General features: G+C 64.6%; 19 protein-coding genes. 11 read left to right on the plus strand and 8 right to left on the minus strand.

All coding sequences use genetic code 11. From position 1 onward, the window contains the following. Positions 1–5 precede the first annotated feature (5 nt). The 5 genes from DPM33_RS24965 to DPM33_RS24985 all read left to right on the plus strand — a co-directional run bounded on the left by DPM33_RS24965 (position 6) and on the right by DPM33_RS24985 (position 5,769). Positions 6–737, plus strand: a complete 732-nt coding sequence (locus DPM33_RS24965; RefSeq protein ID WP_112100066.1) for a CpaD family pilus assembly protein — start codon at positions 6–8, stop codon at positions 735–737. 45 nt (positions 738–782) lie between these two features. Then, complete coding sequence (locus DPM33_RS24970; RefSeq protein ID WP_208648450.1) at positions 783–2,066, plus strand: CpaE/TadZ family protein; 1,284 nt, start codon at positions 783–785, stop codon at positions 2,064–2,066. A gap of 30 nt (positions 2,067–2,096) precedes the next feature. Beyond that, positions 2,097–3,596 (plus strand): TadA family conjugal transfer-associated ATPase, encoded by a 1,500-nt coding sequence (locus tag DPM33_RS24975; RefSeq protein WP_112100068.1) that lies wholly within the window; start codon positions 2,097–2,099, stop codon positions 3,594–3,596. A 131-nt stretch (positions 3,597–3,727) separates the two neighbouring features. Beyond that, positions 3,728–4,741 (plus strand): type II secretion system F family protein, encoded by a 1,014-nt coding sequence (locus DPM33_RS24980; RefSeq protein ID WP_112100069.1) that lies wholly within the window; start codon positions 3,728–3,730, stop codon positions 4,739–4,741. 11 nt (positions 4,742–4,752) lie between these two features. Beyond that, entirely contained in the window at positions 4,753–5,769 is a 1,017-nt protein-coding gene (locus DPM33_RS24985; protein ID WP_112100070.1) for a type II secretion system F family protein, read from the plus strand. A gap of 90 nt (positions 5,770–5,859) precedes the next feature. On the opposite strand, the gene DPM33_RS24990 is transcribed toward DPM33_RS24985, so the two are convergent. Then, the gene (locus tag DPM33_RS24990) at positions 5,860–6,693 is read right to left on the minus strand and encodes a tetratricopeptide repeat protein (protein ID WP_112100071.1); all 834 of its coding nucleotides are present in this window, start codon (positions 6,691–6,693) and stop codon (positions 5,860–5,862) included. A gap of 125 nt (positions 6,694–6,818) precedes the next feature. Between DPM33_RS24990 and DPM33_RS24995 the strand changes: the two genes are divergently transcribed. The 5 genes from DPM33_RS24995 to pdeM all read left to right on the plus strand — a co-directional run bounded on the left by DPM33_RS24995 (position 6,819) and on the right by pdeM (position 12,991). Beyond that, positions 6,819–8,183: a leucyl aminopeptidase family protein gene (locus tag DPM33_RS24995; RefSeq protein WP_112100072.1), complete on the plus strand. Its 1,365-nt coding sequence runs from the start codon at positions 6,819–6,821 to the stop codon at positions 8,181–8,183. Between the two features lie 62 nt (positions 8,184–8,245). Further along, a complete protein-coding gene (locus DPM33_RS25000) occupies positions 8,246–8,596 on the plus strand; it encodes a MarR family winged helix-turn-helix transcriptional regulator (RefSeq protein WP_112100073.1) in 351 nt (116 codons plus the stop codon). A 48-nt stretch (positions 8,597–8,644) separates the two neighbouring features. Beyond that, positions 8,645–9,505: a C40 family peptidase gene (locus DPM33_RS25005; RefSeq protein ID WP_167449203.1), complete on the plus strand. Its 861-nt coding sequence runs from the start codon at positions 8,645–8,647 to the stop codon at positions 9,503–9,505. Between the two features lie 227 nt (positions 9,506–9,732). Next, positions 9,733–12,255, plus strand: a complete 2,523-nt coding sequence (locus tag DPM33_RS25010; RefSeq protein ID WP_112100075.1) for a ligase-associated DNA damage response DEXH box helicase — start codon at positions 9,733–9,735, stop codon at positions 12,253–12,255. Positions 12,256–12,274: 19 nt separating this feature from the next. Further along, on the plus strand, positions 12,275–12,991 hold the full coding sequence (gene pdeM / locus DPM33_RS25015) for a ligase-associated DNA damage response endonuclease PdeM (protein WP_112100076.1): 717 nt from the start codon (positions 12,275–12,277) through the stop codon (positions 12,989–12,991). Between the two features lie 4 nt (positions 12,992–12,995). Here the strand turns inward: pdeM and DPM33_RS25020 are convergent, their stop codons facing one another. The 4 genes from DPM33_RS25020 to DPM33_RS36375 are packed head-to-tail and all read right to left on the minus strand — an operon-like array spanning position 12,996 to position 17,757. Then, positions 12,996–13,934 carry a dimethyl sulfoxide reductase anchor subunit family protein gene (locus tag DPM33_RS25020; protein WP_112100077.1) on the minus strand — a complete coding sequence of 313 codons (939 nt, stop codon included), beginning with the start codon at positions 13,932–13,934 and terminating at the stop codon, positions 12,996–12,998. A 6-nt stretch (positions 13,935–13,940) separates the two neighbouring features. After that, positions 13,941–14,675: a 4Fe-4S dicluster domain-containing protein gene (locus tag DPM33_RS25025; RefSeq protein ID WP_112100078.1), complete on the minus strand. Its 735-nt coding sequence runs from the start codon at positions 14,673–14,675 to the stop codon at positions 13,941–13,943. Further along, positions 14,672–17,602, minus strand: a complete 2,931-nt coding sequence (locus tag DPM33_RS25030; RefSeq protein ID WP_112100079.1) for a molybdopterin oxidoreductase family protein — start codon at positions 17,600–17,602, stop codon at positions 14,672–14,674. The genes DPM33_RS25025 and DPM33_RS25030 overlap by 4 nt, the downstream gene beginning before the upstream one ends. Beyond that, positions 17,599–17,757: a hypothetical protein gene (locus tag DPM33_RS36375; RefSeq protein ID WP_167449204.1), complete on the minus strand. Its 159-nt coding sequence runs from the start codon at positions 17,755–17,757 to the stop codon at positions 17,599–17,601. Before DPM33_RS36375 ends, DPM33_RS25030 begins: the two co-directional genes overlap by 4 nt. Positions 17,758–17,881: 124 nt before the next feature. Here DPM33_RS36375 and DPM33_RS25035 point away from each other — a divergent pair, with 124 nt between their 5' ends. Continuing rightward, on the plus strand, positions 17,882–18,790 hold the full coding sequence (locus DPM33_RS25035) for a LysR family transcriptional regulator (protein ID WP_112100080.1): 909 nt from the start codon (positions 17,882–17,884) through the stop codon (positions 18,788–18,790). 9 nt (positions 18,791–18,799) lie between these two features. On the opposite strand, the gene DPM33_RS25040 is transcribed toward DPM33_RS25035, so the two are convergent. The 3 genes from DPM33_RS25040 to DPM33_RS25055 form a co-directional block, all read right to left on the minus strand. Continuing rightward, complete coding sequence (locus DPM33_RS25040; protein ID WP_112100081.1) at positions 18,800–20,056, minus strand: Hsp70 family protein; 1,257 nt, start codon at positions 20,054–20,056, stop codon at positions 18,800–18,802. Positions 20,057–20,314: 258 nt separating this feature from the next. Further along, positions 20,315–21,106 carry a TIGR02186 family protein gene (locus DPM33_RS25050; protein ID WP_112100082.1) on the minus strand — a complete coding sequence of 264 codons (792 nt, stop codon included), beginning with the start codon at positions 21,104–21,106 and terminating at the stop codon, positions 20,315–20,317. Continuing rightward, on the minus strand, positions 21,106–22,029 hold the full coding sequence (locus tag DPM33_RS25055; protein ID WP_112100083.1) for a sulfite exporter TauE/SafE family protein: 924 nt from the start codon (positions 22,027–22,029) through the stop codon (positions 21,106–21,108). Before DPM33_RS25055 ends, DPM33_RS25050 begins: the two co-directional genes overlap by 1 nt. Positions 22,030–22,153 lie beyond the last annotated feature (124 nt).

Genomic DNA, 22,153 nt, shown 5'->3' on the forward strand with positions numbered 1-22,153 from the left:
CGGATATGTCCAAGTCAGCATCGAAGATCATGACGGTCCGGACAGCATCCGGTATCACAAGGATCCGCCGGCAGGTGGTCCCGGCACTGGCGATCGCCCTTGCCGCTTCGCTCGCCGGATGCGCCAATCGCGACAGCATCACGGTCGGATCGGTTCCGGACGATTACCGCACGACCCATCCGATCGTCATTGCCGAGAAGAACCAGAAGATCGACCTGCCGGTCGGCGCCGGTGATCGCGGCATGACAGGTGCCCAGCGCGACACGCTGCTTGGCTTCCTCGATGGCTACGACAAGGGAGCCGCCCCGTCGCTGACCATCGCAATCCCGCGCGGCTCGGCCAATGAGGTGGCAGCACTGGTGGCGGGGCGCGACTTCGCGCGGGTCGCCGTTGCCGACGGCATCAAGCGCAACCGCATCGTCATGACATCCTATCAGTCGGATGTTCCGGAAGCGTCCGCACCGGTGCGTGTTGCGTTCGTTGCTGTGAGGGCCCAGACCGACAAATGCGGGCGTTGGCCCGAAGACCTGGCGGAGACCTCGGAGAACAAGCACTATGCCGACTTCGGCTGCTCCTATCAGAACAATCTCGCAGCCCAGGTGGCCAACCCCAACGATCTGCTCGGGCCGCGCAAGCAGTCCGATATCGATGCCGAAAACCGGGGCGCGGTAATCGATCTCTATCGCTCGAGAGGCATTTCGAACGAATTCCTGGGTAATTCGGAAGTGACTTACTAAGCCGCGCCGGACGACGAAGAGAGCAGTCACGGAAAGAGCATGACGATGAGCAATCTTGCCTACGACACGCCCGCGGAGACCGGCGATCTTTCGCAGCAGGACATCGCCGCCATGCAGGCGCTGCGTCCGGTGCCGCGCATTTCGATCCAGGCCTTCTGCGAGACCGAAGGCGTCGCCAACCCCGTGGAGCGTGCTGGCGAGGATCGCCGCATGGCCAAGGCCCACCTCAAGGTCCACATGGGCGGCGTCCCGACCGCGATCGAGTTCTATCAATCCGCGCCGACGCCGAACCTGATCCTGCTGGAATCGCGCAGCGAACCGCAGCAACTGCTCGAACAACTCGGCCAGCTCGCGGAATATTGCGATCCGTCCTCCAAGGTCGTGGTCATCGGCCACTACAATGATGTCGGGCTGTACCGCGAGCTGATCCGTTCGGGCATTTCCGAATATGTCATCGCGCCGGTCTCGATGACAGACATCGTCAGCGTCGTGTCGTCGATATTCGTCGATCCGGAATCGGAGCCGATCGGCCGTTCGATCGCCTTCATCGGCGCCAAGGGCGGCGTCGGCTCCTCGACCATCGCCCACAATGTCGCCTGGGCGATGTCGTCGCTGTTCAAATCCGAAGTCGTCATCGCCGATCTCGATCTCGCCTTCGGCACGGCCAACATCAATTTCGACCAGGACCCGGCGCAAGGCATCGCCGAAGCCGTGTTTTCGCCTGAGCGGGTCGACGAGGTCTATCTCGATCGCCTGCTCGCGCAATGCGCCGAACATCTGTCGCTGCTCGCTGCCCCTTCCACGCTCGAGCGCGTCTATGATTTCGACGCCGAGGCCTTCTCGCAGGTTATCGAGACGGCGCAGCGCAGCGCGCCTCTGCTTGTGCTCGATATGCCGCATATCTGGAGCGGGTGGACGAAGAGCACGCTGATCAAGGCCGACGAGATCGTCATCACCGCCACGCCCGAGCTCGCAAATCTTCGCAACACCAAGAACATGGTGGACATGCTGAAGCGGCTGCGTCCGAACGATCCGCCGCCGAAGCTGATCATCAACCAGGCGGGGGTGCCGAAGCGGCCGGAGATCGCGGCTGCCGATTTCGCCGAGCCGCTTGGCATCACCCCGATGGCGGTGATCAACTTCGAACCGCTGCTGTTCGGCAATGCCGCCAACAACGGCCGCATGCTGAGCGAAATGGACGCCAAGAACCCGGTCGTCGCCACCATCAATGAAATAGCGCATGTGCTGACCGGGCGCAGCGAAATCAAGGCAAAGAAGAAGGCAGGCCTGGGCTCGATCCTCGGCAAGCTCTCGCGCAACAAGAAGTGACGCTGATTGAGCGGCATCGGGTAGTCGATCATGTTTGGTAAGAGAGGCACAGACGACGGCAACCGGGCAGCGCCCGAATTCCGTCCGCCGGCATCCGCTCCCGCTGCTCCCGCTCCAACGGGAACGATGACGGCCGAGCGTCCCGCCGCGCCGGCATCCAGCACGCCAGCCGCGCCACCGACCCGCCGCCCCGTCGAGGCGCCGCCGATGGCGCCCGAGCCGCCGAGAAGGGTCCAGCGCGAGCGCTCGGAGAGCTACTACGACACCAAAAGCCAGGTTTTTTCCGCGCTCATCGACACGATCGACCTGTCGCAGCTCGCCAAGCTCGATCCCGAGAGCGCGCGCGAGGAAATCCGCGACATCGTCAACGACATCATCGCGATCAAGAACTTCGCGATGTCGATCTCCGAGCAGGAAGAGCTGCTCGAAGACATCTGCAATGACGTTCTGGGCTATGGACCGCTGGAGCCCTTGCTTGCCCGCGACGACATCGCCGACATCATGGTCAACGGCTCCAAGAACGTCTACATCGAAGTCAACGGCAGGGTCGAACAGACCGGCGTCCGTTTCCGCGACAACCAGCAACTGCTCAACATCTGCCAGCGCATCGTCAGCCAGGTCGGCCGCCGCGTTGATGAATCTAGCCCGATCTGCGATGCGCGTCTTCCCGATGGCTCGCGCGTCAATGTCATCGCGCCGCCGCTTGCCATCGACGGCACCGCGCTCACCATCCGCAAGTTCAAGAAGGACAAGCTGACGCTGGACCAGCTGGTCAAGTTCGGCGCCATTTCGCCGCAAGGCGCGGAAGTCCTCAAGATCATCGGCCGTGTTCGCTGCAACATCGTCATCTCGGGCGGCACGGGCTCCGGCAAGACCACGCTGCTCAACTGCCTGACCAACTATATCGACCGCGAGGAGCGGGTCATCACCTGCGAGGATTCGGCGGAACTGCAGCTGCAGCAGCCGCATGTGGTCCGTCTCGAAACCCGGCCGCCCAATCTCGAGGGCGAGGGCGAGGTGACCATGCGCGACCTGGTCAAGAACTGCCTGCGCATGCGTCCGGAGCGGATCATCGTAGGCGAGGTGCGCGGACCGGAAGTGTTCGACCTTTTGCAGGCGATGAACACAGGCCACGACGGCTCGATGGGAACGATCCACTCGAACAGCCCGCGCGAGTGCCTCAACCGTATCGAATCGATGATCGCGATGGGCGGCTATTCGCTGCCGCAGCGCACGGTGCGCGAGATCGTCGTCGGCTCGATCGACGTGATCATCCAGGCGGCGCGCCTTCGCGACGGTTCGCGCCGTATCACCCACATCACCGAGGTGATCGGAATGGAAGGCGACGTCATCATCACCCAGGATCTTGTCCTCTATAACATCAAGGGCGAGGACGCGGCCGGCCGGCTGGTCGGCGAGCATGTGTCGACGGGCATCGGCCGCCCGCATTTCTGGGACCGTGCTCGCTATTATGGCGAGGAGCAGCGCCTCGCCAATGCGCTCGAGGCCATGGAGAAACGCGCTGACTGATGCATCTGGAGGTTGGAAGCTAGTCCAGGAAACGTGTGAAGCGGTTTTCCGCGCGCAATTGCGTCAAAACAAAGAGATAGGGCGGTTCGCCGTTTTTTCGGAACGGCGAAATGCCCTAGGGACCCCGGTCGATGTTCGGATTTGACACCACCGTACTGGCGTTCGTCGTGCTGGCTGGCTTAAGCGCCGGCGCGGTGGCCTATGCTTTCCTGTTCACGCGTATCGACAACGAGAAGCAGGCCGACAAGCGGCTTCAGACCATCAAGACGGCTGAAACCGACCGGTCCGTGGTGAAAGCCACGCGCGACCGCGCGGCGGAAGCGGTCAAGCGGCGCAAGAGTGTGCAGGACTCGCTCAAGCAGCTCGATGAGAAGCAGAAGGCCAATGATCTCAACGTCAAGAAACCGCCGCTGAAGGTCCAGATCCGCCAGGCCGGCATGAAGGTTTCGATCGAGCGTTTTTATATCTATTCCGCCGTCTGCGGCTTCGTCCTGACGGCCCTTCTCTTTTTCATCAATGCGCCTTTGTGGGCTTTGCCAGGCGCATTGCTGGCGGGTGGCCTCGGCCTGCCGCGCTGGTTCGTGTCGTTTCGCCGCACGCGTCGCGTCAAGGCCTTCCTGGAGGAGTTTCCGAACGCGCTCGACATCATCGTGCGCGCGGTGAAGTCCGGCCTGCCGCTAAACGACGCGATCCGCCTGATCGCCAACGAATCGCCCGAACCGGTCCGCGCCGAATTCCGCCGTATCGTCGATTCCCAGCAGATGGGCCTGTCGGTGCCCGACGCCGCCATGCGCATGTCCGAGACGATGCCGTGCACCGAGGCCGGCTTCTTCGGCATCGTCATCCAGATCCAGTCGCAGGCCGGCGGCAACCTGTCGGAGGCGCTGGGCAACCTTTCGCGCGTTCTGCGCGACCGCAAGAAGATGAAGGCCAAGGTCCAGGCGCTGTCGATGGAGGCCAAGGCATCCGCCGTCATCATCGGCGCCTTGCCATTCGTCGTCGCCTTCCTCGTCTATCTGTCGAGTCCGAACTATATCATGCCGCTGTTCACCACCAATGTCGGGCACCTGATCCTGGGCTGTGCGGGTGTCTGGATGTCGATCGGCATCCTGGTGATGCGCAAGATGATGAACTTCGAAGTGTAGGGGCAGGTCCAGTGACAGAACAGGTCATCAAGACACTCACCGACCCTTCCTTCCTGATCGCGATGCTGGTCGCCATCGCCGTGTTCGCGACGGTCTTCACGCTGATGCCGGCGTTCGGCGGCACGTCGCTCAAGTCGCGCATGAAGAGCGTGGCGCTAGAGCGGGACAAACTGCGTGCAGAGCAGCGTGCGCGTCTGGCCAACGAGGCCGACCGCCGCCGCAAGGGCCTGCGCGAGGAACAGTCGATCGGCATGCGCAACATCGTCGACCGGCTGGATCTCAGGCGCGCGCTTGCCGACGAAAGCACGATCCAGAAGCTCAAGGTGGCGGGCTTTCGCGGCCAGAACCCGCTGACGCGCTTCCTCTTCTTCCGCCTCGTCCTGCCATTCGTCGGATTTGCCCTGGCGGCCATCTACCTGTTCGTGCTCGGCGGCCTGCCGCAGCAGCCGGCCTTCATCAAGCTGTTCGTCTGCGTGGTCGTCGCCTATGGCGGCTTCTACGCGCCGATCCTCTACGTCAATAACCGCGCGGCCAAGCGCAAGCAGTCGATCCAGCTGGCCTGGCCGGACGCGCTCGACCTGATGCTGATCTGCGTGGAATCCGGCATGTCGGTGGAAGCGGCCTTGCGGAGGGTCGCCGATGAAATCGGCGCGCAGTCGGTGCCGCTTGCCGAGGAATTCGTGCTCACCAATGCCGAGCTGTCCTATCTGCAGGATCGCAAGGTCGCCTATGAAAACCTGGCAAGCCGCACCGGCCTGGAATCGGTGAAGTCGGTCTCCCAGGCCCTGGTCCAGGCCGAACGCTACGGCACGCCGGTGGCGCACGCGCTGCGCGTGCTCGCCTCGGAAAGCCGCGACATGCGCATGAATGCGGCCGAAAAGAAGGCGGCGGCACTGCCGCCGAAGCTCACCGTGCCGATGATCCTGTTCTTCCTGCCGGTTCTGTTCGCCATCATTCTGGGCCCGGCCGGCATCCAGGTCAGCCAGCGCGGTATCTTCGGCGACCAGCACAGTTCCTCGAGCCAATAGGCAAATCGGTTCGCCCAATCGAAAAAGCCGCGCGGGGTTCGCGCGGCTTTTTCATTTCAGCAGCAGTGGGCGCTTGGCGGCGCCGCGCGGTCAGTTCGTGGCGACTTTCGCCTTGTCTTTGTTCTTGTCCTGATCCTTCAACTGGTTCCAGGCGTTCTGCTGGGCAAGCATCTGGCGCAGATAGGCGACGTTGGCCTGCGCCTGCTCGGGCGACAGTTCCTGCGAGGCGATCTTCTCGGCCTCGTCGAAGCGGCCCTGCAGGCCCACCACCAGCGCCAGGTTCTGTCGCACGCGGCTGTCGGCGCCAGGCTGTTGCGCGGCCGAGCGCATATAGGTTTCGGCCGTGCGCAGGTCGCCTTCGAGCACGTAGGACATGCCGAGATTGGACAGTACCGAAGGCTCGTTCGGCTTGAGTTCCAGCGCCTTGCGGTAGTCCTGCCGTGCCTCGTCCTTCTGTCCCAGCTGGTCGAGAATGGCGGCTTCCGCCGACACCAGCTTCCAGTCGGGATATTCGGGCGTCTGAGCGCGGCGAACGGCGTCGAGCGCCGGCTCGAACTGGCCGTTGGCGGCAAGCGCCTTGCCATAGGCTGCAAGCACGTCCCGATCCTTGGGATAGGCGATCGCCAGCTTGCGCATCACGGCCAGTGACTGGTCGGCATCGCCGTCCATCTGCAGCGCCGCCGCGAAATTTATCGCCAGCCGCTTGTCGTTCGGATTGCGGGCGTAGGATTGGCCGAGCCTGGAGGTTGCGGTGTGCAAGTCGTCGGCCGACATCGTTTCCAGCGGCTTGCTGTCGGAACGCGAGATGGAGCCGGTGGTGAATTTGCTGGTGCTGCCGCAGCCCGCCACGCTGGCCGCCAGTGCCGCCATGAGGGCGGTGGTGATCAGGCGCTTGGCTGCAAGGTTCAAGGCTGTGGTACGCATCTGCGCCCGGTCTCCATTCCTGTGCGGCCATTGCCTGGCCGTCTTCCCTCCCGCAGAAATATTCTGTTAACCCTAACGGACCGTTAAGAAGCGCCGACTCGTCATGTTCGGCTGGAGATCATCGCATGCCCGTCGAACTCGTCGAACAGAAGCCGCAAGCCGCCCTGCCGGTCTATCTGGTGGCAAAGGACACCCTTGAAGTCGCGGCGCTGCCGCCGCCCGCCATCGCCTGGGCAAGGGCCAACGGTTTTTCTGGCGAGGCGGGGCGCACGCTCGTCTTGCCGGCCGAGGGCGGTGGCCTTGCCGGCGCGCTGTTCGGCACCGGCGACGGCGAAAGCGCTTTAGCCCTCGGCGCGCTCGCAAGGGCGCTGCCGGAAGGCGACTGGCATTTCGCATCGGATTTACGCCAGCCCGATCTGGCCGCGCTCGCGCTGGTCCTCGGGGGCTATGTCTTCACCCGCTACGGCAAGAAGCCCGGCAAGGCTCTGCGCTTTGCGCTGCCGGAAGGCGCCGACGCCGCGCATGTCCGCCGCATCGCCGACGGCGTGTTCTTGACGCGCGACCTCGTCAACACGCCGACCAGCGACCTGGGGCCGGTCGAACTGGAGGAAGCCGCCCGGCAACTGGCCGCCGCGCATGGCGCCGATATCTCCGTGATCCATGGCGATGATCTCCTGGCGCGGAACTTCCCGATGATCCACGCCGTCGGCCGTGCCTCCACCGACGCGCCGCGGCTAATCGACATGAGTTGGGGACCGAGCGACGCGCCGAAGGTGACGCTGGTCGGCAAGGGTGTCTGCTTCGACACTGGCGGCCTCGACATCAAGCCGTCCTCGGGCATGCTCTTGATGAAGAAGGACATGGGCGGCGCAGCCAACGTGCTGGGTCTCGCCTCCATGATCATGGCGGCGAAACTGAATGTCAGGCTGCGCGTGCTCATCCCCGCCGTCGAGAATTCGATCGCCGGCAACGCCTTCCGGCCCGGCGATGTGCTGAGGAGCCGCAAGGGCATTACGGTCGAGATCGGCAACACCGACGCCGAAGGCAGGCTGATCCTGGCCGACGCGCTGGCGCTGGCCGATGAAGAGCAGCCCGCTCTGCTGATCGACATGGCGACGCTGACCGGTGCCGCCCGCGTCGCGCTGGGGCCTGATCTGCCGCCGTTCTACACCGCCGATGAAACGCTCGCCGCCGACCTCGCCGCCGCGTCCGTGGCAGTCGAGGATCCGCTGTGGCGCATGCCTCTGTGGCGCCCCTATGATGCGAAGCTTTCCTCCAAGATCGCCGACATCAACAACGTCACCACCGACGGTTTTGCCGGATCGATCACCGCCGCGCTTTTCCTCAAGCGTTTCGTCGAGAAGACGCCGGGCTGGGCGCATTTCGACATCTTCGCCTGGAATCCCTCTGATCGCCCTTACGGCCCGACCGGCGGCGAGGCGCAGGGCATTCGCGCGCTGGAGCGGGTAATTGCGCAGCGATTTGCCTGAGCAATCGGCGGGCGGTCCGTCACTGAAACGGAACCGAAACAATTTGCCGGCATGCTTCGCGCATGTCGATCTCGATGCGCCCGAGCCAGGCCTTGCGACTGTGGCAGCAGGTGATGCTGGCGCAGGTGCGCGGCGGCGCGCCGGATCTCACCATGCGCCAGACGGCGATCCTGTTCACCATCTATCTCGACCCGCCGCCCCATACCGTGCGCGGCCTTGCCGCCAAGCTCAACGTCACCAAGCCGGTCATCACCCGGGCGCTGGATACGATGGGCGCGCTGAAGCTGGTCTCGCGCCATCGCGACGAGCTCGACAAGCGCAACGTGCTGATCCGGCGCACGGTGGAAGGCGCGCTCTTTGTCGAGCGCTTCGGCGATGGTATCGTCGCCAGGGCGCATGAGCTGCCGATCTGACCGCACTGCCGCCATCCGACCCTCATTGCTGATGACTGGATTATCGATTTGACCGCCAGGGACGCCCGCCTTCATGCTTTCCGTTCCGACCTTGCCGATGCAAGGTTGAAAGGCGAGGTCGCCGCCGAGCGCTTCGTCGCCGGCCGTCCGGCACGAATCACGGCGTCGGTCGCGGACCTGCGCAAGGCGCCGCGCCCCGATGCGGGCGTGAACACGCAGACGCTGTTCGGCGACGATGTGCTCGTCTTCGAGGATACGGAAGGCTGGGCCTGGGTGCAGGCCGAGCGTGACGGCTATGTCGGCTATGTGGCGCACAATATGATTGGGGCGCGTGAGCACGCGCCGACACACATCGTTTCGGTGCCGCGCACCTTCCTCTATCCCGGGGCTGATCTGCGCTTTCCTATAGGCGGGCAATTGTCGATGGGCTCGACCGTTACGGTGATCCGTTCCGCCGAAACGCGCGGCACGCATTATGCGTTGCTGCCCTCCGGCCAGGCGATCATCGCCGGCCATTTGCGGCCGATCGCCGAACTGGCCGAGGACTACGTTACGGTCGCCGAAAGTTTCCTCGGCACACCCTATCTCTGGGGCGGCGTTTCCGGCTTCGGCATCGACTGTTCCGGCTTGGTGCAGTTGGCGATGCGCATGACCGGCAAGGACGTGCTGCGTGACTCCGACATGCAGGCGGCGAGCATCGGCACGCCGTTCGAGCTGGGTGCGGACTATTCAGGTCTCCGTCGCGGCGACCTCGTCTTCTGGAAAGGCCATGTCGCTGTCATGACCGACGCAGATGACATGATCCACGCCAACGGCCACACCATGCTGGTCTCGCGCGAAGGGCTGAAAGAGGCGGTCGAGCGCATCGGCTATCTTTATGGCGGCCCGACGGGGTTCAGGAGGCCCTGATCTTTCCCGTTTCACGGGGAGAAGGTGCTCGAAGGGCGGATGAGGGGCGGCGCGAATGTTGGCGGTTGGCCCCGACCTATCGTCTGACCAAACGATCATATCAAAAGCCGGCGCGGCCCCTCACCTGCCTGCCGGCATCCTCTCCCCGTAAACGGGCCGAGGAAGGCTGATCCCCTTTTGTTCCGATTTTTCTTGGCGATCCGCCCACGCCGCGCTACCTGTTTCGCGTGACCGAGCAGCCGCGCCTTGCCGAACAGAATGCCGCCGTCCTGCTGCCTGAGCCATTCGTCAGATGGTTCGGCGAAAAAGGCTGGTCGCCGCGTGTCCACCAGCTCGAGCTGCTTGCGAACGCGCAAGGCGGCCAATCGGTGCTGCTGATCGCGCCGACCGGCGCCGGCAAGACGCTGGCCGGCTTCCTGCCTTCGCTGACCGAGCTGGCCAACCGTCCGAAGCGCAAGCCGGGCCAGGCGCATCCCGGCATCCACACGCTCTACATCTCGCCGCTCAAGGCCCTGGCCGTCGACATCGAGCGCAATCTCGGCAAGCCGGTCGAGGAAATCGGCCTGCCCCTCACCATCGAAACCCGCACCGGCGATACGCCCTCGCACAAGCGCCAGCGGCAGAAACTGGCGCCGCCTGACATCCTGCTCACCACGCCCGAGCAGCTTGCGCTCCTGATCGCCTCGAGCGACGCTAGGCGGTTCTTCGAGGATTTGCGCTACGTCGTGCTCGACGAATTGCATTCGCTCGTCACCTCCAAGCGCGGACATCTTTTGGCGCTCGGCCTCGCGCGGCTGCGCGCCTTCGTTCCCGGGCTGCAGACCATAGGTCTATCGGCAACCGTCGCCGAGCCGGACGAATTGCGGCGCTGGCTGGTTCCTCAGAACCCACCCGGCGACATGGCTGGGCTGATCACCGTTGCCGGCGGCGCCAAGCCCGACATCTCCATCCTCGACTCGCGTGAGCGCGTGCCGTGGTCCGGCCATTCGGCCCGCTACGCCATTCCTGAAATCTACGAGGCGATCAAAGAGCATCGCACGACGCTGCTCTTCGTCAACACGCGCAGCCAGGCGGAGCTTTTGTTCCAGGAGCTCTGGCGGGCGAATGAGGACTCGCTCCCCATCGCGCTCCATCACGGCTCGCTCGATGTCGGCCAGCGCCGCCGCGTCGAGAAGGCGATGGCCGACAATGCGCTGCGCGCTATCGTTGCCACCTCGACGCTCGATCTCGGTATCGACTGGGGCGATGTCGACCTTGTCGTGCATGTCGGCGCGCCGAAAGGCGCCAGCCGCCTGGCGCAGCGCATCGGCCGCGCCAACCACCGCATGGACGAGCCGTCGAAGGCGATCCTGATCCCGGCCAACCGCTTCGAGGTGCTGGAATGCCGTGCCGCGCTCGACGCCAATTATCTCGGCGCGCAGGACACGCCGCCTTTGATCAAGGGCGCACTCGACGTGCTGTCGCAGCACGTGCTGGGCGTCGCCTGCGGCGGCCCGTTCGACGCCGACCTCCTGTTCGAGGAAGTGCGCGGTGCTGCCCCATACACTGCGCTGGAGCGCGAGACCTTCGACCGGGTCGTCGACTTCGTCGCCACCGGCGGCTACGCGCTGAAGAATTATGAGCGTTATGCCCGCATCCGCCAGAACAAGGACGGGCTCTGGCGCGTCTCGCATCCGCGCGTGACGCAGCAATACCGGCTGAATGTCGGCACCATCGTCGAAATGCCGGAGCTCAATATTCGCTATGTCCGGCAGGGGCGCGGCATGGCCGGCCGCGGCGGGCCGGTGCTCGGCAAGATCGAGGAGTATTTCGCCGAGACGCTGCGTCCCGGCGACAATTTCCTCTTCGCCGGCAAGGTGCTGCGCTTCGAAGGTATTCGCGAGAACGAGTGCGTCGTCTCCAACGGCGCGGGCGCCAACATCATCGTGCCGTCCTATGCCGGCGGCAAGTTTCCGCTCTCGACCTATCTCGCCGAGCAGGTGCGCGGCATGCTGGCCGACAGCGACCGCTGGAAGCTGCTGCCCGAGCAGGTGGCCGACTGGCTGCGGATCCAGCAGGAGAAGTCGGTGCTGCCGAAGCGCGGCGACCTTCTGGTCGAGACCTTCCCGCGTGGCAACCGCCATTACATGGTCGCCTATCCCTTCGAGGGCCGGCTGGCGCACCAGACGCTCGGCATGCTTTTGACCCGCCGGCTGGAGCGCGCCCATGCCAGGCCGCTCGGCTTCGTCGCCACCGACTATTCGCTGGCGGTGTGGGCGCTGGACGATATGGCGGCGCTTTTCAAAGCCAGGAAGCCGTCGCTCGGTCAGCTTTTCGACGAGGACATGCTGGGCGACGATCTGGAGGACTGGCTGAACGAGAGCTGGATGCTGAAGCGCACCTTCCGCACCTGCGCGGTCATCGCCGGGCTTATCGAAAAGCGCTACCCCGGCCAGGAAAAGAGCGGGCGCCAGGTGACGGTCTCGGCCGACCTGATCTATGATGTGCTGCGCAGTCATGAGCCGGATCATATCCTGCTGCAGGCAACGCGGACCGACGCCTCGGCCGGATTGCTCGATGTCAGCAGACTTGGCGAGATGCTCTCGCGTGTGCGCGGTCGAATCATGCATAAGCATCTCGACCAGATCTCGCCGCTGGCGGTGCCGGTGATGCTGGAGATCGGCAAGGAATCGGTCAATGGCGGCGCCAACGACACGCTGTTGATGGAAGCCGCCGATCTGGTCGAAGAAGCGATGGGTCGAGTAGAGTAGTATCAGGGACGAAGAGGGGATGAATTTTTCGCTGTCGCGCGCAACGCTGATCGCCGAGGCCGACCTTGTCGGCATCGCCGGCGAGCGCGCGGTCTGCGACCGGCGCGGCGTTCTCTATTTCCCCGATCTGCGCCTGCTCGCCGTCTCCGATCTGCATCTCGAAAAGGGCTCGTCCTTCGCCAGGCGCGGCGCGCTGATCCCGCCTTACGACACCGGTGCCACGTTGCTCAGGCTGCAGTCGGTCATCGCCGACTACCAGCCGCGGATCGTCGTCAGCCTCGGCGACTCCTTCCATGATGGCGGCGGCGCCGAGCGCATGCATCTGAGTTTTCGCGAACGGCTGGAAGCGATGATGGCTGGCCGCGACTGGTTCTGGGTCGCCGGCAACCACGATCCCGAGGCACCCGCCGACCTGCCCGGGGAAACGGTGCGGGAGCTTGCCATCGGCTCGCTGCTCTTCCGGCACGAGCCCTCGAAGATGCGGATCGAGGGCGAGATATCGGGTCATCTCCACCCCTGCGCGCGCATCGTCCAGCGCGGCCGCTCAGTCCGGCGCCGCTGCTTTGCCGGCGATGGCGGCCGCATGATCATGCCGGCCTTCGGCGCCTATACCGGCTCGCTCAACGTGCTCGATCGCGCCTATGCCGGCCTGTTCAGGCTGGAAACGCTGATGGCCTATATGCTGGGCGCCGAGCGCATCTTTGCCATCTCTGGCTCGATGCTGCGGCCGGGCTGAGACGCTACTCTCGTCCGTAATAGAGCATGACCGTGTGCTTCGCCTCTGCGAAGAATAGCCAACGCTCGACCAGCATGCCGCCGAATTGCGCAACGGCTGCAAACGCGGATGCAATTGCGCACAAGGGCCATGGCAGGAAGAACGCGATTGCTAGAAGGATAGCGGGCGCCGCGAAAGCCAGCGCCTGCGTGATCCGCCGCAGCTTCGCGCTGTGCTTGCGCGCGATGCGGAAGCCCATTTCCTTCAGCAGGTAATTCTCTTCCGTATGAGGCCATTCGATCGACCGTACGGTGCCGCCCGCCAAACCGGTCGCCGTGTTGGCGGTTGTCGGGATTTCGAGTTGGTCATTGTAGCGCCAGGTCGCAAGCTTCCAGCCCCAGCCGGCGAGCGTGACGAGCAGCGCCCAGGTCAGCACCGCCGTTGAGCCCAGTTTGAACCCCTGAAACAAGGCATTGGCGAGAACGCTTCCCGTCATCGCCGCGAAGATGAGATAAGCCGGCAAAGTATAACGGCTATGCCACTGCGCAATTGGCTTCAGCGAGGCGTAGATCATGCCGGTCGTGCAGACCGTCACCATCGCCCCTGCTGCTGCCACCAGGCCTGCGGCCGCCACCCATCCGCCGCTTCGGTCGAGAACCACCCAGCCGATGCCGAACAGTGTTGCCGGAATGAAGGTCGCGACCGACGCCACGCCTTCACGCGACAGCCACGAACTGCGCCATTGCGAGAAGGCGCGCCAGGCGCGCTCCGGCCGGCCAAGGTGACCGGTGGAGGACAACAGCCCGGCGACGATCAAACCGAGTGCCAGGGCCATGCCGACAAGGCCAAGCCAGAAATCGGCCGGAATGAATCCCAGCCCGCCAAGCAGGCCGAGCAGCGCCAGCAGGCCGTATCCGGCGCCGGTGGCGGTGGTGAAGAAGACGACCGAGAAAGCAGGGTGCATGATCGGCTAGTTCGAAAGCATGCGGTCGATCCAGCCGAGGAAACCGCCCTCGGCCTTGATCGGCTCCAGCGCCGGCGCGTCGACCTTTGCCGCGCGTTCGCTGCGGGCGCGCGGCGGCAGGTATCTGTTGGTCGGCTTGTAGCCGAGCTCCGGCATCAGCGCGATGCCGCCGCGTTCCGTGACCAGTTGCGAGATCGCGGAGGCTGGATCGCCGAGATCGCCGAAATGCCGGGCGCTGGTCGGGCAGGCGGCGACGCAGGCCGGCACGCGGTCCTCCTCGGCCAGATTGTCGTTGTAGATGCGGTCGACGCAGAGCGTGCATTTCTTCATCACGCCGACATCGCTGTCGAACTCGCGCGCGCCGTAGGGACAGGCCCAACTGCACAATTTGCAGCCGATGCATTTATCCTCATCGACTAGCACGATGCCGTCCGCGGCGCGCTTGTAGGAGGCGCCGGTCGGGCAGACGGTGACGCAGGCCGGCTGCTCGCAATGCAAGCAGGAGCGCGGGAAGTTCACCGTGCGGCCTCCCAGCTCCGTCGTGTGCTCGTAAGCATGCACGCGGTTGAACCAGACGCCGTCGACATGCGCGCCATAGGGGTTGATATCGGTCAGCGGCGCCATGTGGCCGCCCGTGTTCCACTCCTTGCAGGCGGTCACGCAGGCCTGGCAGCCGACGCAGGTATCGAGGTCGATGACGAGGCCCAGTTTTTTCTCGGTTCGGGCGGGAAGGCAGGTCATTCGGCGGCTTCCCTTTTCATGCGAAACGCAGCGCCGAAGCGAAGCACATCCGGCGGAGGCTCGAAATTCGGCGGCTGCCGGAAACGCTCGAATTGCGGCTCGGTGAAGCCGGCTTCGTCCGCCGCGCATTTCACGACGCGCACGCGCACATCGAACCATGCCGCCTGTCCCGTGACCGCATCGGAATTCGAATAGCGCTTGCCGCTAGCGTCGGCCGCGGTCTGGTCGCCGATGATGTGGTTGAGCAGGAAGCCGCGATTGCTCTCCGCCGCATCATCCTTCAGCCCCCAGCTGCCGCGCCGCTTGCCGATGGCGTTCCAGGTCCACACCGTGTCGGGGTTCACGCCGTCGATCAGCTTGATCTGGCCCTTCACCCGGCCATTGATGCTTTCGATCCACACCCAGTCATCGTCGGCAAGGCCAAGCCCGACGGCCGTCTGGTGATGCACGAACAGTCGGTTCTGGCTGGTGATCTGTCTCAGCCAGGCATTCTGCGAGCCCCAGGAGTGGTACATGTGCATCGGCCGCTGCGTCAGCGCATGCAGCGGATATTTTTGCAGGTCGACGGTGTCGTCCTCGAAGGGCGCGTACCAGAACGGCAGTGGATCCATATAGGCTTCGATGCGGCCGCGCTCAGCCTTCGGGGGCTGCACCTTGCCATGACCACGCGCGGCAAGGCGAAAGCGCTGCATCGGCTCCGAGTAGAGCTGGAAGACGATCGGCTCGGCCTTGGCGATGAAGCCCATCTCGACCGCGAAATCGAGATAGGCGCGGTTGCCCATCTTGTAATAGCGCTGGTCGTCGGAAAAATCGTGGTGCCAAAAGCCGCCATTGTCGATGTAGCGCTGCAACTGATCGGGGTTGACGTCGCCCCTGCCGATCGACCCGCCATTCTTGCCACGCCAGCCGGCAAGCGGGCCGATGCCGGGTGTGCGCTCGTGGTTGACGATGTAGTCGGCATAGTCGCGGTATTTCGCCGAGCCGTCCTCGTTGACGAAGCAAGGCAGGCCGAGCCGCGCGCCGAGCTCGATCAGCACCGACTGGAACGGCCGCACGTCGCGATCCGGCTGCAGCACCGGGTGGCGGATGGCGTCGCCCGGCCCGTCGGCATGGCTGATCGGCCGATCGAGCAGGCTGATGCAATCATGCCGCTCGAGATAGGTGGTGTCGGGCAGCACCAGATCGGCGAAAGCCACCGTCTCGGAATAATGGGCGTCGGAATAGATGATGAAGGGGATCTTGTAGGCGCCGGCCTCGTCCTTGTCGGTCAGCATGGCAATCGTCTCGACCGTGTTCATCGAGGAGTTCCACGCCATGTTCGACATGTACATCATCAGCGTGTCGATCGGATAAGGATCGCCGGCCCAGGCGTTGCGGATGACCGAGTGCATCAGCCCGTGCGCGGCCAGGGGCGCTTCCCACGAATAGGCCTTGTCGATGCGGGTGGGCAGGCCGTCCTCGTCGACCAGGAGATCGTCCGGACCGCAGACGAAGCCGAGCGGCATGCCGTCCAGCGGCGTCATCGGCCGAACGGTCTTGCCGGCCGGCTTCGGCCCTGGCGGCGCCGGGCGCGGGTAGGGCGGCTTGAAGCGGAAGCCGCCTGGAACGTCGACAGTGCCAAGCAGAACCTGCAGCAGATGGATGGCGCGGCAGGTGTGAAAACCATTGGAATGGGCCGAAATGCCGCGCATGGCATGCATCGAGACAGGCCGGCCCTTGATCGTTTCATGCCGTCGGCCCGCCCAGTCGGTCCAGGCGACCGGCAGTTCGATCGTCTGCTCGAAGGCGACATGCGCCAGCTCCGCCGCGATGCGCCGGATCGTCTCGGCGTCGACGCCGCAGCGCTCCGCCACGGCGTTCGGCGAGTGGTTTTCGTCCAGATAGCGGTCGGCTATGAGCTGGAACACCGGCACGCAGCGCCGGCCGCCGACCTCGTACCTGCCGGTCAGCGCCGGCTTTGCTTCGGGGTCGGCTGCGTTGACCGGTTGCTTCGCAGCCCTGTCCCAGGCAAGCAGGTTGCCGTCTGCGTCGCGGACGAACAACCCGTCGCCGGCTGAGCCTGATTCCTGCACGACCAGCACCGGCGCGTTGGTATAGCGCAGCAGGTAGTCGAGATCGACGCGGCCGGCCTTGAGCAATTCATGGACCAGCGCCAGCACGAACAGCCCGTCCGTGCCCGGCCTGATGCCGATCCAGTCGTCGGCGATGGCATTATAGCCGGTGCGGCAGGGATTGATCGAAACCACCTTGGCGCCGCGCGCCTTGAGCTTGCCGAGGCCGATCTTGATCGGGTTGGAATCATGGTCCTCGGCGACGCCGAACAGCATGAAGTATCGGGTGTTGTCCCAGTCGGGCTCGCCGAATTCCCAGAACGAGCCGCCGATCGTGTAGAGCCCGCCGGCCGCCATGTTGACCGAGCAGAAGCCGCCATGCGCGGCGAAGTTCGGCGTGCCGAATTTAGATGCCCACCAGCCGGTCAGCGATTGCGACTGGTCGCGTCCGGTGAAGAAGGCGAGCTTTTTCGGGTCGGTGCGGCGGATCGCCGATAACCTTTCGGTGGCGATGTTGAGCGCCTCGTCCCACTCGATCTCGCGGAACTCGCCCGAGCCGCGCGGACCTGTCCTCAGCAGCGGCTTTTTGAGCCGCGCCGGGCTGTAGTGCTGCATGATGCCAGCGCTGCCCTTGCCGCAGATCACCCCGCGGTTCACCGGGTGGTCCTTGTTGCCGTTGATGTAGCGGACCTTGCCGTCCTTGATGTGGACGTCGATGCCGCAGCGGCAAGCGCACATATAGCAGGTGGTCTTGGCGATGCGGTCGGAGACTTCAGGCGAGGTTTCGACGCCGTCGCCTTCGTCGGGTGCTCGGCTGTCAACCAGTGGCCGCTGCGAGGGTGCGGAATTGGCGCCGCGCGGCGCGGCGTTGCTCATGATCCGCGAACGCTCTTGCCGCTCGCCATCTTGGCCTTCGTCTTGGGCCCCGGGCCGCGCATATAGTGGAGCTCGGGATGATAGCGTTCGCCGGAGAGCTGCCGCTTCAGCCGGCCGCTCCAATGCGCGAACAGGGATTTGAAGCGCCCGATCATTTCAAACCTTGGCGGCAAGGCAGCTAATTTTTTCCAACTCGAGGCAAAAACTTAGAACAAAGCCATTGATGCGTCTAACAAGCAGCTCTTGTAATTCCGATCGATTTTGCTTCTTACTTAGCACATGACCCTCGATCAGCTGCGCATCTTCGTCGCCGTCGCCGAACACGGCCATATGACCAAGGCCGCCGAGCGGCTCGGCATCTCGCAGTCGGCCGCCTCGGCGGCCATCCGCGCGCTCGAAAGCCAGCATGGCGTGCGCCTGTTCAACCGGGTCGGACGCAACATCGAATTGGCCCAGACCGGCCACCGCTTCCTGCCCGAGGCGAAGGCGGTTCTGGATCGCGCCACGGCTGCCCGCGGCGTGCTGGAAGATGTCTCGCAGACCGTCGCCGGCAGCTTGTCGATCGCCGCCAGCCAGACCATTGCCAGCTACTGGCTGCCGCGTCGCCTGGCGTCTTTCCACGAAGCCTATCCGGCCGTGAAGCTGAGCGTGACGATCGGCAACACGCGGCAGGTCGAGACCAATGTGCTGGACGGCCGCGCCGATTTCGGCCTGGTCGAGGGCCGCACCGAGTCCGACATCCTGCGCCGCGCCACGGTCGACGAGGACCACCCGATGCTGGTGGTGGCGCGCTCGCATCCCGAGATCCCGATGACGCGGGCGGGCAACCTCGACATCAGGGCCTTGCGCTGGATCATCAGGGAAGGCGGCTCGGGCACGCGCGAGGCGCTGGAGGATTTCGCGCACAACCAGGGGGTCCCGCCGGCCGAGCTGCAGATTTTTCTCGTCCTGCCCAGCAACGAGGCCGTGCGTCAGGCGGTGGAGGCCGGAGCAGGCGCCACCATCATCTCGGAGCTGGTCGTCGCGCGCTCCCTGGCGGAAGGCAGCCTCAGGGCCGTGCCGGTCGAATTGCCGAAGCGCGACTTCGCCATGATCACCCATCGCGACCGGCAGGCAAGCCTCGCCCAGATGGCGCTGAAGGCGCATCTGACGGGCAGGGCGGACGCGCTGGCAAATATCGACAATTAGGAGAAAAAGTCAGGCGTATTTGCGCTGCGCATCCAGCGCCAGGCCGAGGCCGACCGAGCCGAACATGTCGCCCTCGATGACGGCGGCCTGCGGCACCAGCGACAGGATCTGCCGCTTCGCCAGCGGGATAGCGGTCGAGCCGCCGGTGAGGAACACGGCGGTGATGGCGGAGGCGGTAATGCCGGCGTCAGCGATCGTCTGTTTGACCGTCGCGGTCACGCGTTCGATGTCGCCGCTGATCGTCTCCTCCAGGCCGGCCCGCGTGATCTCGGCCGCGAAGCGCGCGCCTGGCAGCGACACCTTCACTTCGGCCGAAGACTGCTCGGTCAGCGCGATCTTGGCTCTCTCGACCAGGCCGGCCATCGCATGGCCGTAGCGATGCTCGACGACATGGATGAAGCGGTCGACGAGGTCGGCGCGCTCTGCCTCGTAGCGGATCTGCCTCAGATCCGTCATCGCCTTTGCGGTGTAGACGAGGTTGATGCGCTGCCAGGTCGCCAGGTCGACAAAATAGGCCGCCGGCAGGTTACGCTTGTGGTCCTTGGTCCGCGTCAGATAGCCGAGCTCGGGCATGACATGGGCGATGCTGAGCAGCCGGTCGAAATCGGTGCCGCCGATATGGACGCCGCGGTTGGCCAGGATATCGGCCTTGCGATCATTTGAGCGGGCACGCTCGGGCGAGACCCGCACGATCGAAAAGTCGGACGTGCCGCCGCCCATGTCGACGATCAGCGCCAGCTCCTCGCGGGTGACGTTCTGCTCGTAATCGAGCGCCGCCGCGATCGGCTCGAACTGGAAGGCGATGTGCCTGAAGCCTTGCGCGCGCGCCGCCTTTTCCAATTCGCCCTGCGCCTTTGCGTCCGCGGCCGCATCGTCGTCGACGAACTGGACGGGTCTGCCGAGCACCACGTTCTCGACCGCGCCGCCCGCGTCTTCTTCGAGCCGCTTCTTCAAATGGCCGACGAACATGCCGACGATGTCGATGAAGCCGATCTGGCGCGCCTTGATGCGTGTCTTTTCGTTGGCCAGCGTGCTGCCCAGCACGCTCTTCAGCGAGCGCATAAGCCGCCCTTCGATGCTGTCGGTGTAGTCGCTGATCGCGCGACGGCCGAAATAGGTGTAGCCGTCCTCGAAATTGAAGAACACGGCGCTCGGCAAAGTGGGCTGTTCGCCCTCCAGCGCCACCAGCCGGGCACGGCCGTTTCGGATTACGCCCACCGTGGAATTGGACGTGCCGAAATCGATGCCGCCGAATGCTGATTGCATCGCAGCCTCCTATGATTGCTTCGTGGCGGCAGGGCAACGCATGGCGCGCCGTCATCCGGATGGCCGGACCGCTCTGCCGAAGTTGAGATGTGTGCGCTTGTCCCTAGTGCATGTCGCCCAAAAGTGCGCAGCGGTTTTGGGAGGACGACATGCACCAAAACAAAGAGCCCAAAGCGCGCCGAAACGCGCTTTGGTTGGGGAGGCGGCGATTTATCGCAAAAGCGGGAAAAGGGGAAGCCCCTGCTTTCCCGAGAAACATCAATCCTTGCGGAAGATGAGGCGGCCCAGCCAGCCGGTCAGCATGGCGAGCGACACGGCGAACACGCCATAGAGGAAGGAATAGTCATGCGCGACGCGGAAGATCGACTGCTCGAAACCGGACTTGCGGATTTCGAGCTGGGCCGAGCTTTCCTTGACGAACATGCCGCTCTTGAACAGGAACGCGCGTGCCTTGTGCGTGCCGACCGGCACGTTGGGCGCCAGCCGCACCGTGGCGCGAAACAGGTTCTGCGACAGGAACTGCACGCCGCCGACATTCTCGCTGTAGAGGCCGGTCGCCGCCTTGCGGTCGCGAAGCGCGGCGGTGAATTCCTCGATGGTTGCCGGGCTGTCGGTCTCGTCAGCCGGTTTCATGTAGAGGTTCTGGGCGCCGAGCGAGAGCTGCTTGTATTTGGCGGGCTCGGCGATGTCCTGCAGCGGCCGCGTGGTCGCGACGGAATAGGAGACCGGCACGTTCTCGAACGTCTCTGAGTCCAGGTTGATCCAGACGCCGAGCACCCGGTCCTTGCGCCGGACCACCACCGGCCGCGGCGGGCCCTCGAGCACCACGATCACGTCATAGCGCCCCTGACGCGCGACCAGCGGATCGGGATTTTCCAACGATCCGAAGATCGTCAGGTCTGCGCCGGAGAAACCCGCCGTGATGGAAATGGCGTCGGTCGACAGGCCGATCTGGATGCTTTCGGCAGGCGGCGTCTGCGCCGTTGCCGGTGAAAGGGCAAAGAGCATCGATAACGAGACGGCGGCTGCAAATGCTCGTCGTGCCGCCATCAGTTGAGGCCCGCGGCGGTAAGCGAATAGAGATTGGGCGGCGTCACGAAGAGATCGACGGCAAGGCGGATGGCGACGGCCAGCACCAGCATCGCCAGCAGCGCCCGCAACTGTTCGCCGCGCAGCTTCTGGCCGGCCTTGGCGCCGTATTGCGCGCCGGCGACGCCGCCGGCCATCAGGAGGAACGCCAGGATCACGTCGACCGTCTGGTTAGTCGTGGCGTGTACCAGCGTCGTATAGGCCGAGGTGAAGATGATCTGGAACAGCGAGGTGCCGATAACGACATTGGTCGGCACCTTGAGCAGGTAGATCAGCGCCGGCACCATGATGAAGCCGCCGCCGACGCCCATGATCGACGACAGGAAGCCGATGCCCGCGCCGAGCCCAAGCACCGGGATAACGCTGACGAACAGCTTGGAGGCGCGGAAGCGCATCTTGAACGGCAGCCGGTGGATCCAGTTGTGCTGGCCGGATTTCTTGAGCACCGGCGCGGCGCCGCTGCGGCTGGCGCGCAGCGCGTTGACGCTTTCGACCAGCATCAGCCCGCCCACAGTGCCGAGCAGCACCACGTACAGCAGCGAGATGAAGAGATCGAGCTGGCCGACCCGGCGCAACAGTGCAAAAACGTAGATGCCGGCCGTCGAGCCGACGATGCCCCCGGCCAGAAGCACGCCGCCCAGCTTGAAGTCGAGCGTGCCGCGCTTGAAGTGGGAGAGCGCGCCGGAGAAGGACGAGGCGATGACCTGGTTGGCGCCGGTGGCCACCGCAATCGCCGGCGGGATGTTGTAGAAGATCAAAAGCGGCGTGATCAGGAAGCCGCCGCCGACCCCGAACATGCCCGACAGGAAGCCCACCGCCGCGCCCATCGCCAGCAGCACGAAGACATTGACGGAAATTTCCGCGATCGGGAGATAGATGCCCACCCGTCTGTCTCGATCAGTTTGCCTGTCGGCGCATAATGCCGTCCCCGGACAATAAAGCACCGAAAAGCCAATTTTTTATTGCGCCGGCGCGGCGGCGGATCCAAACCCCGCCGCCGCGCCGAAA

The sequence above is a fragment of the Mesorhizobium hawassense genome (assembly GCF_003289945.1).
Classification (GTDB): Bacteria; Pseudomonadota; Alphaproteobacteria; order Rhizobiales; family Rhizobiaceae; genus Mesorhizobium; species Mesorhizobium hawassense.

What these genes read in the sequence shown, in the direction of transcription:
- DPM33_RS24965 (WP_112100066.1), top strand. Translation starts at nt 6, where the DNA reads ATGTCCAAGTCAGCATCGAAGATCATGACGGTCCGGACAGCATCCGGT.
- DPM33_RS24970 (WP_208648450.1), top strand. Translation starts at nt 783, where the DNA reads ATGAGCAATCTTGCCTACGACACGCCCGCGGAGACCGGCGATCTTTCG.
- DPM33_RS24975 (WP_112100068.1), top strand. Translation starts at nt 2,097, where the DNA reads ATGTTTGGTAAGAGAGGCACAGACGACGGCAACCGGGCAGCGCCCGAA.
- DPM33_RS24980 (WP_112100069.1), top strand. Translation starts at nt 3,728, where the DNA reads ATGTTCGGATTTGACACCACCGTACTGGCGTTCGTCGTGCTGGCTGGC.
- DPM33_RS24990 (WP_112100071.1), bottom strand. Translation starts at nt 6,693, where the DNA reads ATGCGTACCACAGCCTTGAACCTTGCAGCCAAGCGCCTGATCACCACC.
- DPM33_RS24995 (WP_112100072.1), top strand. Translation starts at nt 6,819, where the DNA reads ATGCCCGTCGAACTCGTCGAACAGAAGCCGCAAGCCGCCCTGCCGGTC.
- DPM33_RS25000 (WP_112100073.1), top strand. Translation starts at nt 8,246, where the DNA reads ATGTCGATCTCGATGCGCCCGAGCCAGGCCTTGCGACTGTGGCAGCAG.
- pdeM (WP_112100076.1), top strand. Translation starts at nt 12,275, where the DNA reads ATGAATTTTTCGCTGTCGCGCGCAACGCTGATCGCCGAGGCCGACCTT.
- DPM33_RS25020 (WP_112100077.1), bottom strand. Translation starts at nt 13,934, where the DNA reads ATGCACCCTGCTTTCTCGGTCGTCTTCTTCACCACCGCCACCGGCGCC.
- DPM33_RS25025 (WP_112100078.1), bottom strand. Translation starts at nt 14,675, where the DNA reads ATGACCTGCCTTCCCGCCCGAACCGAGAAAAAACTGGGCCTCGTCATC.
- DPM33_RS25030 (WP_112100079.1), bottom strand. Translation starts at nt 17,602, where the DNA reads ATGAGCAACGCCGCGCCGCGCGGCGCCAATTCCGCACCCTCGCAGCGG.
- DPM33_RS36375 (WP_167449204.1), bottom strand. Translation starts at nt 17,757, where the DNA reads ATGATCGGGCGCTTCAAATCCCTGTTCGCGCATTGGAGCGGCCGGCTG.
- DPM33_RS25035 (WP_112100080.1), top strand. Translation starts at nt 17,882, where the DNA reads ATGACCCTCGATCAGCTGCGCATCTTCGTCGCCGTCGCCGAACACGGC.
- DPM33_RS25040 (WP_112100081.1), bottom strand. Translation starts at nt 20,056, where the DNA reads ATGCAATCAGCATTCGGCGGCATCGATTTCGGCACGTCCAATTCCACG.
- DPM33_RS25050 (WP_112100082.1), bottom strand. Translation starts at nt 21,106, where the DNA reads ATGGCGGCACGACGAGCATTTGCAGCCGCCGTCTCGTTATCGATGCTC.